General features: G+C 69.7%; 20 protein-coding genes and 1 pseudogene. 6 read left to right on the forward strand and 15 right to left on the reverse strand.

Annotated features, from left to right (window positions below; translation table 11 throughout):
- Nucleotides 1–39 precede the first annotated feature (39 nt).
- Nucleotides 40–381: an ArsR/SmtB family transcription factor gene (locus NGK70_RS12865; protein ID WP_251973589.1), complete on the reverse strand. Its 342-nt coding sequence runs from the start codon at nt 379–381 to the stop codon at nt 40–42.
- A gap of 85 nt (nt 382–466) precedes the next feature.
- Between NGK70_RS12865 and NGK70_RS12870 the strand changes: the two genes are divergently transcribed.
- Nucleotides 467–811: a zinc ribbon domain-containing protein YjdM gene (locus NGK70_RS12870; protein ID WP_251973590.1), complete on the forward strand. Its 345-nt coding sequence runs from the start codon at nt 467–469 to the stop codon at nt 809–811.
- 34 nt (nt 812–845) lie between these two features.
- Here the strand turns inward: NGK70_RS12870 and NGK70_RS12875 are convergent, their stop codons facing one another.
- The 5 genes from NGK70_RS12875 to NGK70_RS12895 all read right to left on the reverse strand — a co-directional run bounded on the left by NGK70_RS12875 (nt 846) and on the right by NGK70_RS12895 (nt 5,008).
- Nucleotides 846–1,400: a PaaI family thioesterase gene (locus tag NGK70_RS12875; RefSeq protein WP_251973591.1), complete on the reverse strand. Its 555-nt coding sequence runs from the start codon at nt 1,398–1,400 to the stop codon at nt 846–848.
- A gap of 96 nt (nt 1,401–1,496) precedes the next feature.
- Complete coding sequence (locus NGK70_RS12880; protein ID WP_251973592.1) at nt 1,497–2,117, reverse strand: DUF1415 domain-containing protein; 621 nt, start codon at nt 2,115–2,117, stop codon at nt 1,497–1,499.
- Nucleotides 2,114–2,851 (reverse strand): riboflavin synthase subunit alpha, encoded by a 738-nt coding sequence (locus NGK70_RS12885; RefSeq protein WP_251973593.1) that lies wholly within the window; start codon nt 2,849–2,851, stop codon nt 2,114–2,116. The genes NGK70_RS12880 and NGK70_RS12885 overlap by 4 nt, the downstream gene beginning before the upstream one ends.
- Before the next feature lie 97 nt (nt 2,852–2,948).
- Nucleotides 2,949–3,611, reverse strand: coding sequence for a response regulator (locus NGK70_RS12890; RefSeq protein WP_251973594.1), 663 nt, complete (start codon nt 3,609–3,611; stop codon nt 2,949–2,951).
- Complete coding sequence (locus NGK70_RS12895; protein ID WP_251973595.1) at nt 3,608–5,008, reverse strand: ATP-binding protein; 1,401 nt, start codon at nt 5,006–5,008, stop codon at nt 3,608–3,610. The genes NGK70_RS12890 and NGK70_RS12895 overlap by 4 nt, the downstream gene beginning before the upstream one ends.
- Nucleotides 5,009–5,425: 417 nt before the next feature.
- Here NGK70_RS12895 and pqqA point away from each other — a divergent pair, with 417 nt between their 5' ends.
- Both pqqA and pqqB read left to right on the forward strand, forming a co-directional pair.
- Entirely contained in the window at nt 5,426–5,500 is a 75-nt protein-coding gene (gene pqqA, locus NGK70_RS12900) for a pyrroloquinoline quinone precursor peptide PqqA (protein WP_251973770.1), read from the forward strand.
- 86 nt (nt 5,501–5,586) lie between these two features.
- Nucleotides 5,587–6,537: a pyrroloquinoline quinone biosynthesis protein PqqB gene (gene pqqB / locus NGK70_RS12905; protein WP_251973596.1), complete on the forward strand. Its 951-nt coding sequence runs from the start codon at nt 5,587–5,589 to the stop codon at nt 6,535–6,537.
- Nucleotides 6,538–6,550: 13 nt separating this feature from the next.
- Here pqqB and NGK70_RS12910 read toward each other — a convergent pair whose 3' ends face one another.
- Nucleotides 6,551–7,777: an IS110 family RNA-guided transposase gene (locus tag NGK70_RS12910; protein ID WP_251969340.1), complete on the reverse strand. Its 1,227-nt coding sequence runs from the start codon at nt 7,775–7,777 to the stop codon at nt 6,551–6,553.
- A 339-nt stretch (nt 7,778–8,116) separates the two neighbouring features.
- On the opposite strand from NGK70_RS12910, the gene pqqC reads away from it, so the two are divergent.
- Genes pqqC through pqqE form a run of 3 tightly spaced genes read left to right on the forward strand, consistent with a single transcriptional unit; the run spans nt 8,117 to nt 10,375 of the window.
- On the forward strand, nt 8,117–8,833 hold the full coding sequence (gene pqqC / locus NGK70_RS12915; protein WP_251973597.1) for a pyrroloquinoline-quinone synthase PqqC: 717 nt from the start codon (nt 8,117–8,119) through the stop codon (nt 8,831–8,833).
- On the forward strand, nt 8,830–9,156 hold the full coding sequence (gene pqqD / locus NGK70_RS12920; RefSeq protein WP_251973598.1) for a pyrroloquinoline quinone biosynthesis peptide chaperone PqqD: 327 nt from the start codon (nt 8,830–8,832) through the stop codon (nt 9,154–9,156). Before pqqC ends, pqqD begins: the two co-directional genes overlap by 4 nt.
- Before the next feature lie 10 nt (nt 9,157–9,166).
- Nucleotides 9,167–10,375: a pyrroloquinoline quinone biosynthesis protein PqqE gene (gene pqqE / locus NGK70_RS12925; protein ID WP_251973599.1), complete on the forward strand. Its 1,209-nt coding sequence runs from the start codon at nt 9,167–9,169 to the stop codon at nt 10,373–10,375.
- A gap of 41 nt (nt 10,376–10,416) precedes the next feature.
- Here the strand turns inward: pqqE and NGK70_RS12930 are convergent, their stop codons facing one another.
- The 8 genes and pseudogenes from NGK70_RS12930 to NGK70_RS12965 all read right to left on the reverse strand — a co-directional run.
- Nucleotides 10,417–11,907 carry an NAD-dependent succinate-semialdehyde dehydrogenase gene (locus NGK70_RS12930; protein WP_251973600.1) on the reverse strand — a complete coding sequence of 497 codons (1,491 nt, stop codon included), beginning with the start codon at nt 11,905–11,907 and terminating at the stop codon, nt 10,417–10,419.
- A 61-nt stretch (nt 11,908–11,968) separates the two neighbouring features.
- On the reverse strand, nt 11,969–12,955 hold the full coding sequence (speB, locus tag NGK70_RS12935; protein WP_251973601.1) for an agmatinase: 987 nt from the start codon (nt 12,953–12,955) through the stop codon (nt 11,969–11,971).
- Entirely contained in the window at nt 12,955–13,815 is an 861-nt protein-coding gene (locus NGK70_RS12940; RefSeq protein ID WP_251973602.1) for an isocitrate lyase/PEP mutase family protein, read from the reverse strand. The genes speB and NGK70_RS12940 overlap by 1 nt, the downstream gene beginning before the upstream one ends.
- Complete coding sequence (locus NGK70_RS12945; protein WP_428985594.1) at nt 13,815–14,639, reverse strand: ABC transporter permease; 825 nt, start codon at nt 14,637–14,639, stop codon at nt 13,815–13,817. Before NGK70_RS12945 ends, NGK70_RS12940 begins: the two co-directional genes overlap by 1 nt.
- Before the next feature lie 16 nt (nt 14,640–14,655).
- A complete protein-coding gene (locus tag NGK70_RS12950) occupies nt 14,656–15,936 on the reverse strand; it encodes an ABC transporter permease (protein ID WP_251973603.1) in 1,281 nt (426 codons plus the stop codon).
- Between the two features lie 44 nt (nt 15,937–15,980).
- Nucleotides 15,981–17,027, reverse strand: a complete 1,047-nt coding sequence (locus NGK70_RS12955) for an ABC transporter substrate-binding protein (RefSeq protein WP_251973604.1) — start codon at nt 17,025–17,027, stop codon at nt 15,981–15,983.
- Between the two features lie 87 nt (nt 17,028–17,114).
- The gene (locus tag NGK70_RS12960) at nt 17,115–18,212 is read right to left on the reverse strand and encodes an ABC transporter ATP-binding protein (protein WP_251973605.1); all 1,098 of its coding nucleotides are present in this window, start codon (nt 18,210–18,212) and stop codon (nt 17,115–17,117) included.
- 200 nt (nt 18,213–18,412) lie between these two features.
- Nucleotides 18,413–18,619: pseudogene (locus NGK70_RS12965) on the reverse strand (transposase); the annotation flags it as partial.
- Between the last annotated feature and the right edge of the window lie 10 nt (nt 18,620–18,629).

The raw sequence follows: 18,629 nt of genomic DNA on the forward strand, positions 1-18,629 counted from the left end.
GTGACACACAGGGCGCTCACGTACGGGCGCAGCGGGACGTCAGCAGCCCGCGCAGCCCCCTGCCGGCGTGCCAGCCACCTCGGCGGCGCCGCAGGGCTCGCCCTGGCAGCAGTGGGCGCTGAGGTAGGCCAGCAGGTCGTTCATCTGCTGGATCGAGGGGCGGTAGATCAGGTTGCGGCCATCGCGCTCCTGCGTGACCAGCCCGGCGTGCATCAGCTCCTTCAGGTGGAAGGACAGCGTGGAGGCCGGCACGTCGAGCAGTGCCGACAGCGCACCCGGCGTCAGCCCCTGCGGTCCGGCGCCCACCAGCGCGCGGAACACGCGCAGGCGCATGGCCTGGGCCAGGGCGGCCAGGGAGAGGACGGCGTCTTTTTCTTCCATCGTTCGAAGTGTATGGAAATGATCGGCGGAAAGCCAGGGGCGCAAACCTATACTGCCGGCTGAATCACTGTTGCGATCCGACCCGATGACTCCGCTGCCTCCCTGCCCCCAGTGCCAGTCCACCTTCGTCTACGAGGACGGCGCGAACTACATCTGCCCGGAGTGCAGCCACGAATGGAGCCGGGAGGCGGCCCCCGCGGAAGCGGCCGAGGTGCAGCGCGTCTGGAAGGACGCCCACGGCAACGTGCTCAACGACGGCGACAGCGTCACCGTCATCAAGGACCTGAAGATCAAGGGCAGCTCGGCGGTCGTGAAGGTCGGCACCAAGGTGAAGAACATCCGCCTCATCGAGGGCGACCACGACATTGACTGCAAGATCGATGGGTTCGGCTCGATGCAGCTCAAGTCCGAGTACATCAAGAAGGCCTGACCACCGGGCTGGCCCGCCGCGGCGGGCCGGTGTTTCAGCGCGGCTGCAGCACCACGCAGGTGGTCGTCGCGTGGGCGTACAGCCGCCCGTCCGGCCCGTAGAGCCGGCCCTCGGCAAAGCCCACCTGCCTGCCAGCGCTGATGATCTTGCCCTCGGCGCGCACCAGCGGCACGTCCGGGGTCAGGGCGCGCAGGTAGCTGACCTTCAGCTCGGCCGTGGTGTAGCTCCGGCCGGCTGGCAGGGTGGTGTGGATGGCGCAGGCCACCGCCGAGTCGAGCAGTGTGGCGATCCAGCCGCCATGGATCGTGCCCATCGGGTTGCAGAAGCGCGCACTCGGGTGGCCCTGGAACACCATGCGGCCGGGCTCGAACTCGATCGGGAAGAAGTCCAGCGCGGCGCCGATCGGCACCGAGGGCAACTCGCCGCTGCCGATGGCCTCGAACATCTGCAGGCCCGTCTTCTCCATGACCTGCTCGGGGCGCGAGATGCCTGGCGCGGCCAGGTGCTGGCGCACGCGGGCCTCATCGGCGCGCCATCGCTCCAGCGTGGCAGCAATCTCGTCGTGCAGTTGGTGGCTGGCGGTGCTCATGCGGTTCCTTGCTCGGGCAGTCCCGGACGTTCGGGCGCCATCATGGCGGGAAGCGCAAGGTACCTGCGCGGCGCAGGGCCTTCTGTCTCGCAGGTGTCAGGCCTTGAACAGCTCGATCCAGCCGCGCCGGCCGAGCTTCTCCAGCGTCTCGATGTTGTGCTCGTAGATGTCCGCGGCGTCCGGAAAGGCCTCCACCGCCGCGTCGATGCTGCTCTCGCGCAGCAGGTGCAGGGTGGGGTAGGGCGAGCGGTTGCTGAAGTTGGAGATGTCGTCGAAGGCGGTGCCCTCGAACTGGTAGTCGGGGTGGAAGCTGGCGATCTGCAGCTCGCCATCCAGCTCCATGCGCTCCAGGGCCTGGTCGGCGATGTCCAGGAAGTCGTTGTAGTCGATGAAGTCCTGCAGCACGCGCGGGTGCATCAGCAGGGTCATCTCGACCTGCTCGGGGTCGGCGTCGGCCAGCAGCTTCAGCTCGGCCTCCAGTTCGCCCAGCAGTTGCTCGGGCTCGGTGGACTGGCTGACGACGTAGCGGATCTGCTGCTTGACGTGTACCGCCTTGGCGAAGGGGCAGAGGTTCAGGCCGATCACGGCCCGCTCCAGCCAGGTGCGCGTGGCGGCGAGCACGCTGGCCTCGTCGTTGGGGAGGTCCTCGCTGATGCCAGGGACGACGGCCGGCACTACCGCGGGATGGGGTTCGGACGGGGTGCTTGGGTTGGTCATTGGCTGCTCTCGGAGGTGGGGGCGGGCAGGGCCGCGGGGATGCCGGCCAGGGCCTCGATGCTGGCGCCGCGCTCGCGCAGCAGGGCTTCCAGGGCGGGCAGCAGCGGGCCGAGGCGTTCTTCCAGGGTGGCGCGCACCGTGTCGACCATCACCTGGGTACCGCGCTCGATCTCGATGTTCAGCGCATCGCCGCTCTGGCGCGCGCCGAAGGTGGTCTGGCGCAGCGTCTCGGGGATCAGCCAGACTTCGAACCAGCCGCTGCCGTCGGTCTCGCGGCCGGCTTCCGCCACGGTCAGGCTGGCGCCGTTGACCGCGATGTAGCCCTTCGGGAATACGTAGCGCATCCAGGGCGCCGGCACGGCGATGCGCAGCACGTGGTTGTTCTGCGGCTGGCGGATGCTGTCCAGTCGGGCCTGGAAGTCGATGTGGCCGGAGAGCGGGTGGCCGCCGATCTCGACACCGTCGCGCGCGGCGCGCTCGACGTTGAGGCGCCCGCCCACGCCGAACGAACCCAGCGTGGTCAGCGCCAGGCTCTGCTGCATCACGTCGAAGTCGGCCCGGCATTCGCCCTGGTGGCGCGTGACGGTGAGGCACACGCCGTCGCAGGCGACGCTGGCGCCGATCTCCTGGCCGTCGATGAAGCCGGGCGGAAACTCCAGCGTGAAGCTGCGCAGACCGGGCTGGTCGTTGATGGCCACGATGGTGGCGACGGCTTGGACGATGCCGGTGAACATGGTGTCGTGGTGGGGGCCTGGGTTGGCGGCGAGCTTACCAGCGCCGCTTGCCCGGGCCGCACCGAGGTCCAACGCGGCGCGGCCGCCGCCCGGCCGTTCAGGCGTCCAGCAGCCCCCAGCGCAGCGCCACCAGCGTCAGCTCGCTCTGGTTGCCGGCGCCGAGCTTCTGCTTGACGTTGTAGAGGTGGGTGCCCACGGTGCTGGGCGAGAGTTTCAGGTGGTCGGCAATCTGGGCCACGCTCTGGCCGCGGGCGAGCTGCATGAAGACGGCGAACTCGCGCTCGGAGAGTCGGTCCGCCGGGTGGGCCGAGCCGCCGTCGAGCTGGGCCACGGCCAGCGCCTGGGCGGTCTGCGGGTCCACGTAGCGCTCGCCGCGCATCAGGGCGGCCACCGCCTGCAGCAGGGACTCGGGCGCGCTGCGCTTGGCGAGGTAGCCCATCGCGCCGCTGCGCAGGGCGCGCTGGGGGTGGGCGGTGTCCTCGTGGGCGGACAGCGCCAGGATGCGCGCCTTGGGGTCGGCCGCCAGGATGCGGCGCAGCGCCTCCATGCCGCCCATGCCGGGCATCGAGAGGTCCATCACCACCACGTCGGGCTGGGCGCTGGGGTAGGTCTGGCAGGCCTGTTCGCCGGTGCCGCATTCGGCCACCACCTCGCAGTCGGCCTCGCCGAGCAGCATGCGAAAGCCCATGCGCACCAGCGCGTGGTCGTCCACCAGCATCACACGGGTGACGCGTGTGGCGGGGTCTGCGCGGGTCGTCATCGCATCGGGTCTCCAGGTTCGATCGGGGGCGCGGATGATGGCATGGGCAGCCTGAGGCGCAGGCGGGCACCGCGCGGCGGGACGGGTTCGAGGTTCAGGCTGCCGCCCAGCGACTGGGCCCGTTCGCCCAGCCACGCCAGGCCGTGGTGGCCGCGGGTGGAGCGGGGCTCGGCCGGGGGGCCGTGGCCGTTGTCGGTGACACACAGCTCGACCTGCTCGACGGGGGTGGCACGGGCCACCAGGTCGATGCGCACCTGCGTGGCCTCACCGTGGCGCAGCGCGTTGGTCAGGCCCTCCTGGGCGGCGCGGTAGAGCGCCAGGGTCATTTCGGCATCGACCGGGCGCTCGCCCAGGTCGGTGTGCAGCGTCAACTGCAGGTCCGGGTGGGCGCGGCGGGTGCGCGAGGCCAGGTCGCCCAGGGCGTCGACCAGGCCGAAGTGGTCCAGCACCAGCGGCGTCAGGCGCGGGATGATGCCGTGCATGGCGTCGTACAGCCGCGAGGCCTCGTCGGCGATGGTTTGCGCGGCCTGCGCCGAGGGGGCGTCGCCCGTCTGCGTGCGCCGCGCGATGCCCAGCGCCAGGCTGCGCATGGCGGTGACGCTCTGCCCAAGCTCGTCGTGCAGCTCCCGGGCGATCAGGCGGCGTTCGGCCTCGACGTGCTGGTCGATCCAGCGCGTGAGTTCGCGGCTGTCGGCCAGCTGGGCCTCGGCGCGGTCGGCGCGCCGCTCGGTCTCCAGGTGGTGGCGCAGCTGCTCCAGCATGCGGTTGTAGGCCTCGCCGATCGCGTGCGCCTCGCGCCCGGGCAGGGGCGGCAGCGGGGGCATCGGGCGGTCGAAGCCGCCGGCCTGCAGCCCCTCCAGCGCCTGGACGATGTGCCCGAACGGGCGCACCGTGCGGCCCACCAGCCAGTACACCAGCGCATTGGCCAGCAGCAGCGCAGCCAGGGCCACGCCGGCCAGGCGGGTCAGCTCGTCCCAGGCGTCGAGCACGGAGCGCGAGGCGTCGGCGCGCAGCTCCAGCCGCCCGTCCGGGAAGCTGATCGACTGCGCCAGCGTCTGCGGCGCCACCAGCGCCTGGAACCACTGCGGCGCATCGCGGCCCTGCTTGTAGGGTGAAGGCGGCGAGCGGTACAGCTCGTTGCCGGCCGCATCGAAGAGCAGGATGTCGTGCGCCCGCACCCGGCCCAGCCCCTGCAGGTAGTGGCGCAGCGCCGGGGTGCCCTGGGCGGCGTAGGCCCAGGTGATGCGGTTGAGCATCTGCAGCGCCACGCGGTGGGCGGCGGCGATCTCCTCGTTGACCGAGGCGCGCATCGACTGCAGCTGCAGTCCGAACATCGCGGCCATGAAGGCCAGCATCAGCGCGCCGACGATGAGGTGGATCTTCAGGCGCAGGGTCATGGCGGGATCCTCGCAGGGTCGGCCTTGCCGTGCAGCAGCACGGGCCGGCCTTGCGGGTGGCCGTGCTGCTCGACGTGCACGCGGTGGCGATCCCCCGTGTCGAGCAGATGCACGGCGACGGGCGCTGACGGGGCGAGGCTGGCCGGGGGGGGCGGTGGCGAGGGCGGGACCTGTAACACGGCGCCGATGGTATGCGTGCCGCGCGGCGGCGATGACCCGCTGGGGTTGGCGCTGGCCGGTGCGCCGCGAGATTCATGATTTTCATGAGCCGCGATTCATGCCGGGCCGGCTGTGTGCGCCGCGAGCGAGCGGGGAAGATGCGTTCCGGGGTCTTCGATCCCCGCTGCCACCGGCTCCACCGGACGGCGTCGTCTCCTGTTCCGTTCCCCCTCACCCTCGTTCCACGGAGTTCTCACCATGCAATGGCAAACCCCCGTCGCCACCGACCTGCGTTTCGGCTTCGAGATCACGATGTACGTGGCCGCACGCTGAACTGAGCGGTTCCCCGGCGCCGCCGCGTCTCGTGGGCCGGCGGCGCCATTTGCTTTTGAACTCCCCGATCCCTGATCGACGATCCCATGCGCATCACCATCCTGGGCAGCTCGGCCGGCGGCGGTTTTCCGCAGTGGAACTGCAACTGCGCCAACTGCGCCGGCTGGCGCGCCGGCACGCTGAGGGCCAAGGCGCGCACGCAGTCGTCGATCTTCGTCCGGCCGGATGACGGCTCGGACGGTGGCCCTGAAGCCACCGAGGGCATCCTCTTCAACGCCTCGCCGGATGTGCTGGAGCAGATCCGCAGCAACCCGGCGCTGCAGCCGGGTCGGCGCCAGCGTGACACGGCGATTGCCGGCGTGCTGCTGATCGATGGGCAGATCGATCACAGCACCGGCCTGCTGATGCTGCGCGAGCGCGGCCAGCCGCTGCCACTGTGGTGCACCGACCCGGTCTACGAGGACCTCACCACCGGCCTGCCGCTGCTGAATGTGCTCGGCCACTACTGCGGTGTGCGTCGCGAGCGCATCGCGCTGGACGGAGCGCCCTTCGAAGTCCCCGGCGTGGGCGGTGCGAACGGCCTGACGCTGCGTGCGCTGCCGCTGACCAGCAAGGCGGCGCCGTACTCGCCGCACCGCGAGGCGGGCGTGCCGGGCGACAACATCGGCGTGACGATCACCGACAACCGCAGCGGCCGCCGCTTGTTCTACGCGCCCGGCCTGGGCGAGATCAGCCCGGCGGTGTTCGACGCGATGGCCTCGGCCGACGCGGTGCTGGTGGACGGCACCTTCTGGACCGACGACGAGATGATCCGCCTGGGCCTGTCGAGCAAGACCGCGCGCGACATCGGCCACCTGCCGCAAAGCGGTGCGGGCGGGATGATCGAGTGGATGGACCGCCTGCCGGCATCCACCCGCCGTCTGCTCATCCACATCAACAACACCAACCCGATCCTCGACGAGGACTCGCCGCAGCGCGCCGAACTGGCTGCGCATCGCATCGAGGTCTGCGAGGACGGTTGGACTTTGGAGATCTAGGATGAAACTATCTTCATGCAGCCGGCGTGAGTTGTACGGCGTAACCGATCTGCTGAAGCCTGCGCACCAGTCGGGTGGCGGTCTTGTGGGCGTCGGCGCGATCGAAGTGGGCGGCGCCGAGGTCATGCCACTCGGTGCCGTCGCGCAGCATGTGCCAAGCCGCGGTGAGCATCGAGGCGGCCACGCCGATGATCGCCTTCTTGGCGCCGCGACGAGCGCGCAGGCGGTGGAACTGCGCCTGCAGGTAGCTGCCCTTGACTTTGATGGCTGCCCAGGCGGCTTGCACGAGGGTGGTCTTGAGCCACCTGCCGCCACGGCGCAAGCGAACGCTGCGACGCTTGCCGGCGCTCTCGTCGTTGCGCGGGCACATGCAGGCCCAGGACAGCAGATGAGCCGGGGTGGCGAAGCGCGACATGTCGATACCGATCTCGGCCACGACCACATGGGCGCTGACCTCGCTGAGGCCCGGCATGGTGCTCAGCAGCTTGGCGGCGTGCCGAAAGGGCGCCAGCCCTTGACCCACCTCCTTCTCGATGGCGGCGATGGCCTGATCCAGCGCATCGATGTGCCCCAGGTGCAGCTTGAGCATGAAGCGGTGGTGAGCGCTGACGCGGCCGCGCAGCGCTTCGAGCAACTCGGCACGGCTGGCCTTGACGCGCACGCTGACCAGCGAGACCAGGCGCTCGGGATCGCGCTCGCCGCCGATGAGGGCCTGCAACACGGCCCGGCCGCTCTTGCCCACGATATCGGCCAGCACGACGCCAAGCTTCAAGTTGGCGTCTTCGAGCACCTTCTCGATGCGTTGGACGTGCGCGCTGCGCTCGCGCACGAACTGCTTGCGGGTGCGCGTGAGCGAGCGCAGTTCCTGTACCGCCACCGGCGGCACGAAGCTGGCGCGGATCAGGCCGTGGGCCAGCAAGTCCGCCAGCCACATCGCGTCGTTGACGTCGGTCTTGCGGCCAGGAACGTTCTTCACGTGCGCGGCGTTGGCCAGCACGAGCTCGAAGTGGCCTTCGAGCACGTGCCACACTGGCTTCCAGTACACGCCGGTGGCCTCCATGGCGACGTGCTCGACGCCGAAGGAGTCGAGCCAGTCGCCAAGGGCCAGCAGGCCCGAGGTAGTCGTCTGGAAGGTGCGCACCTCCTGCAAGGGTGGGCCGTCGCGGGCGATGCGCACGCACGCCACCACCGTCTCCTTGTGCACGTCCAGTCCGGCGCAGCGCGGGTAGATCACTTCCATGATCGCCTCCAGTCCGCGGCGACATCGGCATGCGGCCCACGTCATCGAACTCTAGGATGCGTGCTCAGGGGCGCGAAGCCCAAGGCGACAGTGCGGGGTGCTCGTGGAGCCGCGGGTCCAACTGACATACGGGTTCGAGACACCAAGTACGAACCGACCTCTGCGCCGGACGCCGCCACCGCATTACACGCCCGTTTCATGCGTCGCGGGTCGCGCGAAGCGCGGTGGAGCAACTGACATGTGTGACCAGAAGCTGCGGGCCGAGCGCCGGGCCGCCCCCAAGCCGGCCCGAATCCCCTCGGGGGATCGGTCGACGTATCCGTCGAACGAGGGGCTCCAATGACCGCCTGGACCCCTGCTGAGTTTGAATCGAAGCTGCGCGAGCGCGGCCGTGCCTATCACATCCACCACCCGTTCAACGTGATGTTGAACACCGGCCGTGCGACGCCCGAGCAGGTGCGCGGCTGGGTGGCGAACCGTTTCCTCTACCAGGTGGCGATTCCGGTCAAGGACGCGGCCATCATGGCCAGCTGCCCGGATCGCGAGGTGCGGCGCGGCTGGATCCAGCGCATCCTGGACCACGACGGCTTCGAGATCACCGGGCCGAACGGCACGATCCGTGACGCTGGCGGCATCGAGGCCTGGCTGCGCCTGGCCGAGGCGGTGGGCCTGAGCCGCGAGGAGGTGATGGACGAGCGCCACGCGATCCCCGCGTTGCGCTTCGCGGTGGACGCCTACGTCAACTTCGCCCGCCGCGTCCCCTGGCAGGAGGCGGTGTGCTCGTCGCTGACCGAGCTCTTCGCGCCCGAAATCCACAAGCAGCGTCTGGCCACCTGGCCGGAGCACTACCCCTGGATCGAGTCCGAGGGCCTGCAGTACTTCCGCAACCGCGTCAGCCAGGCGCGGCGCGACGTGGAGCAGGGCCTGGCGGTGACGCTGGACCACTTCAACACCCGGGCGCTGCAGCAGCGCGCGCTGGACATCCTGCAGTTCAAGCTCGACATCCTCTGGGCCATGAACGACGCGATGGCGCAGCGCTACGGGGTGAACGCATGACGGCAGCGCCGACGTCGGCTCCCGCCACGGGCGGCGCGGCGCTGGCCGACGACCCCGCCTGGGCGGCTGCGGTGCCCCGCATCGGCCGCAGCTTCCGCTTCCAGTGGGAGCCGGTGCAGAACTGCCACGTGCTGCTCTACCCGGAAGGCATGGTCAGGCTGAACCAGAGTGCGGGCGAGATCCTGAACCGCTGCGACGGGCAACGGTCCTGGGCGGCCATCGTCGCCAGCGTGGAGAAGGCCTTTGCGACCAGCGGGCTGGCGGGTGAGATCGCCGCCTTTGCCGGCATGGCGCGGCAGCAGCGCTGGGTCGAATGGAACTGACGGGCCGGCCATGACGATCGCGCCTGAATCGCTGGTAGCCACTGCTTCGTCACCCACGTCACCTTCGCCGTTGGCGGGGCTGGCCTCCGTGCTGGACCGCCCCGGCCCGCCGCTGTGGCTGCTGGCCGAGCTGACCTACCGCTGCCCGCTGCATTGCGTGTTTTGCTACAACCCGGTGGACTTTGCCCGCCACGAGCAGGAGCTGAGCACCGCCGACTGGCTGCGCGTGCTGCGCGAGGGGCGCGAGCTGGGCGCGGTGCAGTGCGGCTTCTCCGGCGGAGAGCCCCTGCTGCGCGACGACCTGGAAGAGCTGGTGGCCGAGGCGCGCCGGCTGGGCTACTACACCAACCTGCTGACCTCCGGCGTGGGCCTGACCGCCGCGCGCGCCGCCGCACTCAAGGCCGCCGGGCTGGACCACGTGCAGCTGTCCTTCCAGGACAGCACGAAGGAAATCAACGACTTCCTCTCGCACACCCGCACCTACGACCTGAAGCAGCGCGTCGCCAAGATGATCCGCGACCAGGGCTGGCCGATGGTGATGAACGTGGTGATCCACCGCCTGAACATCGAGCACGTCGACCGCATCATCGCGATGGCCGCCGAGCTGGGCGCCGAGTACCTGGAGCTGGCCAACACCCAGTACTACTCCTGGGCCGAGGTGAACCGCGCCCACCTGCTGCCCACCCACGACCAACTCAAGCGCGCCGAAGCGGTGACCGACGCCTGGCGCGAGCGCCTGGCCGGGAAGATGAAGCTCTTCTTCGTCGCCCCGGATTACCACGAAGGCCAGCCCAAGCGCTGCGTCAACGGCTGGGGCAGCACCTTCCTGAACATCGCGCCCGACGGCACCGCGCTGCCCTGCCACACCGCGGGCATGCTGCCGGGCCTGAGCTTCCCGAACGTGCGCGAGGCCAGCCTGCGCGAGATCTGGTTCGACAGCCCCGGCTTCAACCGCTTCCGCGGCACCGGGTGGATGAAGGACCCCTGCCGCAGCTGCGAGCACCGTGAACGCGACCTCGGCGGCTGCCGCTGCCAGGCCTACATGCTCTCCAAGGACGTGGACGCCGCCGACCCGGTGTGCAGCAAGAGCCCGCACCATCACCTGGTGCAAGAAGCGGTGGCCGACGCCGAGCGCCGCGCCGCCGCCGGCGAACCGCCCGCGCAGCCGATCGTGTTCCGCGACCGGGCGTCGTCCTTGAAGCTGACGACTTGCCGTTAGACCGATGTGCGGCCGGCGCGAGGCCGGCCGCAACGAGGGGGTTACTTCAGAATATCCCCGAGGCAGAGGTACTTCAGCTCGATGTAGTCGTCGATGCCGTGGTGCGAGCCCTCGCGACCCAGACCGGACTGCTTGACGCCACCGAACGGCACCTCGGCCACCGAGATCAGGCCGGTGTTGATGCCCACCATGCCGTACTCCAGCGCCTCGCCGACGCGGAAGATGCGGCCGATGTCGCGGCTGAAGAAGTAGCTCGCCAGGCCGAACTCGGTGGCGTTGGCCATCTCGATCACCTCGGCCTCGGTCTTGAAGCGGAACACCGGCGCCACCGGGCCGAAGGTTTCCTCGCGGGCGCAGAGCATCTCGGAGGTGACGTTGGCCAGCACGGTGGGGGTGTAGAAGCGCTCGCCCAGCGGGCCGGCCAGGCGCGAGCCGCCGACCACCACCGTGGCGCCCTTGCTCACCGCGTCGGCCACGTGCGACTCGACCTTGGCCAGCGCCTGCTCGTCGATCAGCGGGCCCTGGGTCACGCCGGCCTCGAAGCCGTTGCCCACCTTGATCGCCCCGGCCTTGGCGGCCAGCTTCTCGACGAACTGGTCGTAGACCGCGTCCTGCACGTACAGGCGGTTGGCGCAGACGCAGGTCTGGCCGGCGTTGCGGTACTTGCTGACCATCGCGCCCTCGACGGCGCTGTCGATGTCGGCGTCGTCGAAGACGATGAAGGGCGCGTTGCCGCCCAGCTCCAGGCCGAGCTTCTTGATCGTCGGCGCGCACTGCTTCATCAGGATGCGGCCGACTTCGGTGCTGCCGGTGAAGCTGAGGTGGCGCACCACGTCGGACTCACACAGCACCTTGCCGATGGCGATCGAGCTGTCGGCGTCGCCGGTGAGGATGTTCAACACGCCCGGGGGCATGCCGGCGCGCTGTGCCAGCTCGGCGCAGGCCAGGGCCGACAGCGGCGTCTGCTCGGCCGGCTTGATCACCACCGGGCAGCCGGCGGCCAGCGCCGGAGCGACCTTGCGGGTGATCATCGCGATCGGGAAGTTCCAGGGCGTGATGGCCGCGCACACACCGATCGGCTGCTTGAGCACCAGGAAGCGCTTGTTGCCGTCGGTGGTCGGGATGGTCTCGCCGTAGACGCGCTTGGCCTCCTCGGCAAACCACTCGACGAAGCTGGCGCCGTAGACCACCTCGCCCTTGGCTTCCGGCAGCGGCTTGCCCTGCTCGGCCGTCATGATGCGGCCCAGGTCTTCGGCGTGCTGGACCAGCAGCGCATTCCACTTCTGCAGGATCGCAGCGCGCTCCTTGGCGGTCTTGGCGCGCCAGGCCGGCCAGGCGGCGTTGGCGGCGGCAATCGCGGCCTCGGTCTCGGTCGCGCCCAGGCGGGCCACGTCGGCCAGCTTCAGCCCGGTGGCCGGGTCGGTGACGTCGAAGCGACTGCTGCCGGCGACCCACTCGCCGTTGATCAGCGCGTCGGTCTTGAGCAGGCTGGGGTCGGCGAGCAGGGCCAGCGGCGAGGTTGGCAGGTTCATGGTGGCGTCTCCTGAGAGGGATGAAGGCTAGGGAAGGCGTGTCGGCCAGGTTCGCTGTGCCTCAGCGCAGCGGCACCCCGGGCAGCACGCAGAGCATTTCGTACAGCAGGTTGGCACCCAGCAGCGCGGTGTTGCCGGTGGGATCGTAAGGCGGTGAGACTTCCACCAAGTCGCCGCCCACCAGATTGAGCCCACGGCAGCCGCGGATGATCTCCAGCGCCTGCGGCACGGTCAGCCCGCCGATCTCCGGCGTGCCGGTGCCGCCGGCGTAGGCGGGGTCGATGCCATCGATGTCGAAGCTGAGGTAGCAGGGCGTCTCGGGCCCGATGGCCTGGCGGATCTGCGCCATCAGCGGGGCCAGCGAGGTCCACCAGACCTCGTGTGCGGGCACGAGGGTGAAGCCCTGGCGGCGCGGCCAGTCGAAGTCGTCGGCCGCGTAGCCGCTGCCCCGCAGGCCGATCTGCCAGACCTTGTCGCTGCGCAGCAGGCCTTCCTCCACCGCGCGGCGAAAGGGCGTGCCGTGCGCGATGCGCTCGCCGAACATGTCCTCGTTGACGTCAGCGTGGGCATCGACGTGAATCAGCGCCACCGGGCCGTGGTGCTCGGCCATCGCGCGCAGGATCGGCAGGGCGATCGTGTGGTCGCCCCCCAGCGTCAGCGGGCGCACCAGCCGACCACTGCGCCCGGGCTGGGCCAGCAGGTCGCGGTAGAAGCCGCTGATGATCTCGACCGACTTCTCCAGCGAGTAGGTGTTGATGGGCACGTCGCCCAGGTCGGCCACCTGCAGTGCGTCGAAGGGCGCCGCGCCCGTGGCCAGGTTGTAGGGGCGGATCAGCGCCGACTCGGCGCGGATCGCGCGCGGCCCGAAGCGAGTGCCCGGGCGGTGCGAGGTGCCGATGTCCAGCGGCACGCCGACGAAGGCCGCGTCCAGCCCCGCCGCCATGGTGGCTGTGGTGGCCGTGGGCAGCCGCATCATGGTGGCCACCCCGCCGAAGCGGGGCATGGCGTTGCCGGACAGGGGCTGGTTCAGCAGCGGTGGCGGGTTCATCAGGGCTGCTCCTCGGCGAAGAACCGGCACAGCTCGCCATCCGGGATCTGCTGATCGGCGAAGCCGAAACTGCCGTGGACGGCCATCTCCTCCGCGGCGCGGCGGATCAGGCCGCAGGCGGCGCGCGCCAGGCTGCCGCCGATGCTCACGCGGCGCACGCCCAGTTCCTGCAGCCGGGGCACCGTCAGCGGGTTGCCGGTCAGGCCCATGACCACGGTCAGTGGCAGGCCAACGGCTTCGACCAGGGTGCGGATGGTCGCTTCATCGCGGAGACCGGGCACGAAGAGACAGTCCGCGCCCGCTGCCCGGTAGGCCTCGGCGCGGCGCAGGGCGTCGTCAAGTGGCTGAGGGGCGCCGACCAGGAAGCTGTCGATGCGGGCGGTGAGGGTGAAGTCGGGGCACAGCGCGTCGGCCGCCGCGCGCGCGGCGCGCAGGCGCTCGGCCGCCTCCGGGAGGTCGAACAGCGGGCGGGCGGGCTGGCCGGTGGCGTCCTCGAGGTTGGCGCCCACCACGCCGGCCTGCCAGGCCAGGCGGATCGTCTGGCCGACCTCGTCCGGCGTGGCCCCGTAGCCCGACTCCAGGTCGGCACTGACGGGCTGGGGCACGGCTGCGGCGATGGCCTGCACCTGCGCGAGCATCCGCTCGCGCGTCATGCGCGCGTCGCCGTCGGGCCAGCCCATCGAGAAGGCAATGCCGGCACTGGTGCTGCCCAGGGCTGCAAACCCGGCCGCCGCCAACAGGCGGGCGCTGCCGGCGTCCCAGGCATTGGGCATGACGAAGATGCCCGGCCGCTGGTGCAGCGCGCGGAAGGCGCGTGCCTGGGCGGGCTGATCCACCGACCCCATCGCCGTGGGGGGCATCACCGCCGCTTGCCGCGGATCCACTCCAGCACCAGCATCAGCGCGGTGGTGAAGATCGTCAGCAGTGTGGCGACCGCGGCAATCGTCGGGTTGATGTTCTCGCGGATGCCGGTGAACATCTGGCGAGGCAGCGTCACCTGGTGTGGGCCGGCCAGGAAGAGGGTGACCACCACCTCGTCGAAGGAGGTGGCGAAGGCGAACAGCGCACCAGAGATGACGCCCGGGGCGATCACCGGCAGCGTGACGCGGAAGAAGGATTCCAGCGGGGTGGCGCCGCAGCTCAGCGAGGCCCGCACCAGGTTGTGGTTGAAGCCCTGCAGCGTGGCCAGCACGGTGGTGACCACGAAGGGCGCGCCGAGCGCGGCGTGAACGATGATCAGGCCGATGTAGGTGTCGGCCAGGCCGATGCGGGCGAAGAAGAGGTAGGTGGCCACGCCCACCACGACGATGGGCACCACCATCGGCGCGATCAGCACGCTCATCAGCAGGCCCTTGCCGGGGAACTGCACCCGCGCGAGGCCGACCGCCGTCAGCGTGCCCAGCACGGTGGCCACCACCGTGGCGGCCGGGGCGACGATGAAGCTGTTCTTGGCGGCGCGGGCCCACTCGGCGGAGGTGAAGAGGTTCTCGTACCACTGCAGGCTCCAGCCGGGCATGGGGTACGCGAGGAAGGAGCTGGCCGAGAAGCTCAGCGGCACGATCACCAGGATCGGCAGCAGCAGGAAGGCCAGCAGCGCGACGCCGAAGGCGCGCAGCGCCCACCAGCCGGCCTTGTCCAACAGGGTGTAGTAAGCGGGGAACACAGGAAGGGTGGGCAGTTGCATCGCGATCTCCCCCGGTTCAACCCAGGCTCAGTTCGGCCTTGGCCATCTTGCGGTAGACCGCATACAGGATCAGCGTGGCCACCAGCAGCACGGCGCCGAGTGCGCAGGCCATGCCCCAGTTGACGTCCACGTTGGTGTACTGGGCGATGTAGTAGCTGATCATCTGGTCGTTCGGCCCGCCCAGCAGCGCCGGGGTGACGTAGTAGCCGATCGCCAGGATGAACACCAGCAGCGCACCCGCGCCGATGCCCGCGTAGGTCTGCGGCACGTAGACGCGCCAGAAGGCGGCCCAGGGCGTGCTGCCCAGCGAGACGGCGGCGCGCTGGTAGGTGGGCGGCACCGACTTCATCACGCTGTACAGCGGCAGGATCATGAAGGGCAGCAGGATGTGCGTCATCGAGATGATCACCCCTGTGCGGTTGAACAGCAGCTCCAGCGGCTGGCCGATGACCGACAGCGACAGCAGCGCCTTGTTGACCAGCCCCTCGCGCTGCAGCAGCACGATCCAGGCGGCCACGCGCACCAGGATGGAGGTCCAGAACGGCACCAGCACCAGGATCATCAGCACGTTGGCCTGGCGGGCGGACAGCGTCGACAGCCAGTAGGCGAGCGGATAGGCCAGCAGCAGGGCCAGCAGCGTGACTTCCAGGCTGATCTCGAAGGTGCGCAGCAGGATGCCGGTGAACACGCGCTGGTCGGGGTCGACGCGTTCGATGCCGCTGAAAAGGCCATCTCCCACGCCGCGCCGCAGGTCCACCGAGGTGAGCAGGTAGTCCGGCGTCCAGCGCTCGGCGTTCTTGCCGATGGCCTGCCAGTACTTGAGCTCCTTCCAGCGCTCGTCGAGCGTCACCATGCGCTCGCGCACCGCCGCGGCATCGGTCAGCGGCTGGTCCTTCCAGTCGCCGTGCACCGCGCGGTAGGTGCCCATGATCAGCGAGCGCCCGCCGGGCACCTCGCTGTTCAGGCGCCGGGCCAGGGCACCGGCGTCCGAGCCCTCCGCCAGCGCGCCCAGGTCCTGGGCGACCGCGGCGAAGGCGGCGGCGCTCGGCTCGGACTTGTGGTCCCAGCCGGCCAATGCTGCGCCCGTGCGGGGCAGGGCCCGGGCCACTTCGGGGTTTTCGATCGCCCGTCCCAGCAGGGCGCCGATCGGCACCAGCAGCGTCAGCAGCAGGAAGACGAGCAGGGGCAGGGTGAGCCCCACCGCGGTGAGGCGCCGACGGCGGTCGGCTCGCTGCAGCGAGCGCTGCAGCTCAGGCGATCCGACCGCCGGCAGGGCGGTCACCGCGGAGGTACTCATGAGCGCTGGCCCCTGTCGTCTGGCGGCGGATTACTTGGAGCGGATTACTGGGTGGCCCAGGCGGCGAAGCGCTTCTCCAGCGCCTCACCCTGGTCGGCCCAGAACTTGATGTTGAACTCGATCGCGCCCTTCATGTTGCCGGTGGCGGTGGGCAGGTTGCCCAGCGTCTTGGCGTCGAGCTTGGCCAGCGCCTGGGTGTTGGTCGGGCCGTAGGCGATGTTCTTGGCGTACTCGCCCTGATGGTCGGCGCTCAGCACCAGCTTCAGGAACTTGTAGGCGTTGTCCTTGTTGGGGGAGCCCTTGACGATGCCGAAGTACTCCAGGTCATAGATCTGGTTGACCCACTGCACGCGCAGGTTCTTGCCTTCGCGCTGGGCGGCGTCGATGCGGCCGTTGTAGGCGGTGGACATCACCACGTCGCCGGCGACCAGGAACTGCGGCGGCTGCGCGCCGGCTTCCCACCACTGGATGCTCGGCTTGAGCTCGCCCAGCTTCTTGAAGGCGCGGTCGGCGCCTTCCTTGGTGGCCAGCACCTTGTAGACGTCCTCGGGCTTGACGCCGTCGGCCATCAGCGCGAATTCCACGTTGTAGCGCGCGCCCTTGCGCATGCCGCGCTTGCCGGGGTACTTCTTGGTGTCCCAGAAGTCGGCCCAGGTCTTGGGTGCGTCCTTGAGCTTGTCGGCGTTGTAGGCCATCACGGTGGACCACACGAAGATGCCGACGCCGCACTCGGTCACGGCGGCCTTCGGGGCCAGCGCGGCCTTGTCGACGATCTTGCTGTAGTCCAGCTTCTCGAACAGGCCCTCGTCGCAGCCACGGCCCATGTCCGGGCTCTCAACCTCGACCACGTCCCAGGTCACATTCTTCGCCTCGACCATGGCCTTGACCTTGGCCTGCTCGCCGTTGTACTCGACCGTCACCAGCTTGCTGCCGGTCTGCTTCTCGAAGGGCTCGTAGTAGGCCTTCTTCTGCGCGTTGCCATTGGCACCGCCGAAGTTGACCACCGTCAACTGGCTCTGCGCGAACGCCGGCAGCGACATCAGGCCAGCCAGCGCAACGGCGGCCAGGGACACGGGGACTTGCTTGTTCATCAACGGACTCCTCGGGTGAAGGACAGGGGGGCAGGTTGGAAAGTGCCAGGTGGGACCTGTCGTGGGTTTGGCGGCTGCTCGCCGCTCTCAAAGATAGATGCGCAGGAACTCGCTCGGGAAGCGCAACCACACCGATTGACCGGCGTGCGGCGCCATGGCCGACCCCAGCGGCACCTTCACGGTCGCCTGGGCCTGCCCGGCGATGGCGCAGCGCAGGCGCAGGTGATCGCCGAAATAGATCACGTCGCTGATCGCGGCCTGCACCACGTTCGAGCTCAGCTCGCTGCCCTCGGCGGGCGGCTGCAGCAGCGCCTCGATGCGCTCAGGCCGCACCGAGGCGACCACTGCCTGGCCCGGATCGGCGCCGTTGACGTTGATGCCCGCCAGGCGCTCGCCCGTGGGCAGCACCAGCTCGCACAGCCGGCCCTCGGCCGCACCGGCCGTGCCGGCCAGCACCGTGTTGTCCCCGACGAAGCCCGCCACGAAGCGGTTCGCGGGGCGCTCATACAGCTCCTCCACCGCGTCGATCTGCTGGATCTCGCCGTCGTTGAACACCGCCACGCGGTCGCTCATCGTCAGCGCCTCGCCCTGGTCGTGTGTCACGTAGACGAACGTGACGCCCAGCTGGCGGTGCAGCTCCTTCAGCTCGATCTGCATGTGCTCGCGCAGCTGCTTGTCCAGCGCGCCCAGCGGCTCGTCCATCAGCACCAGCTGCGGCTCGAACACCAGCGCGCGGGCCAGTGCCACGCGCTGCTGCTGCCCGCCGGAGAGCTGCGAGGGGTAGCGGTCGCCCTTGCCAACCAGCTGCACCATGCCCAGCGCCTTCTCGACGCGGCTGGCGATGTCCGCCTTCGGCACCTTGCGCACCGTCAGCGGGTAGGCCACGTTGTCCGACACCGTCATGTGCGGGAACAGCGCGTAGTTCTGGAACACCATCCCGAAGTTGCGCCGGTGCGGCGGCGTGCGGGTGATCGGCGCCCCGTCCAGCAGGATTTCCCCGGCGGTGGGCGACTCGAACCCCGCCAGCATCATCAGGCAGGTGGTCTTGCCCGAGCCGGAGGGCCCGAGCAGCGAGAGGAACTCGCCACGCCGGATGTCCAGGTCCAGTGAACGCACGACCAGACTCAGGCCGTCGTAGGTCTTCTGCACGCCCTTGAAGCGCACCAGCGGTTGCGAGCTGCTCATCGTGGTCGGGTCACGTCGTCCGGTTGCGAAAGTCATCGCGCCCGGATGCGACCCGGCGCACCGTGCAGTCTGTCACTGCTCAGCGGTGCGCACTGTAGGTGTTACACGCCTGTGTCGACCATGTACACGGTGGGGGAAATGGGCTGGCACTGTGCTGGGCGGGGGGCCGGTACAGGGAAAACGAGGCGACCCGGAGACCGCCTGGCAATCTCCATCTGCTCGGCGCTCACGGGCTTGCTGTCAACGCCGGTGAGCTTGCCCTGGCGGTTGGCCTTGACCCAGTTGAACAGGGTCTGGTCGACCACGCCCAGCGTCCTGGCCGCCGCCGCAATGCTCTGGCCGCTCTCGACCAGGCGCTCAAGCAGTGGCAGGCCCAACGGCCTGAACTGTTCAACAAGCGGGTCTATGAACTCGCGG

It is taken from the genome of Sphaerotilus microaerophilus (genome assembly GCF_023734135.1).
Lineage (GTDB): Bacteria > Pseudomonadota > Gammaproteobacteria > Burkholderiales > Burkholderiaceae_C > Sphaerotilus > Sphaerotilus microaerophilus.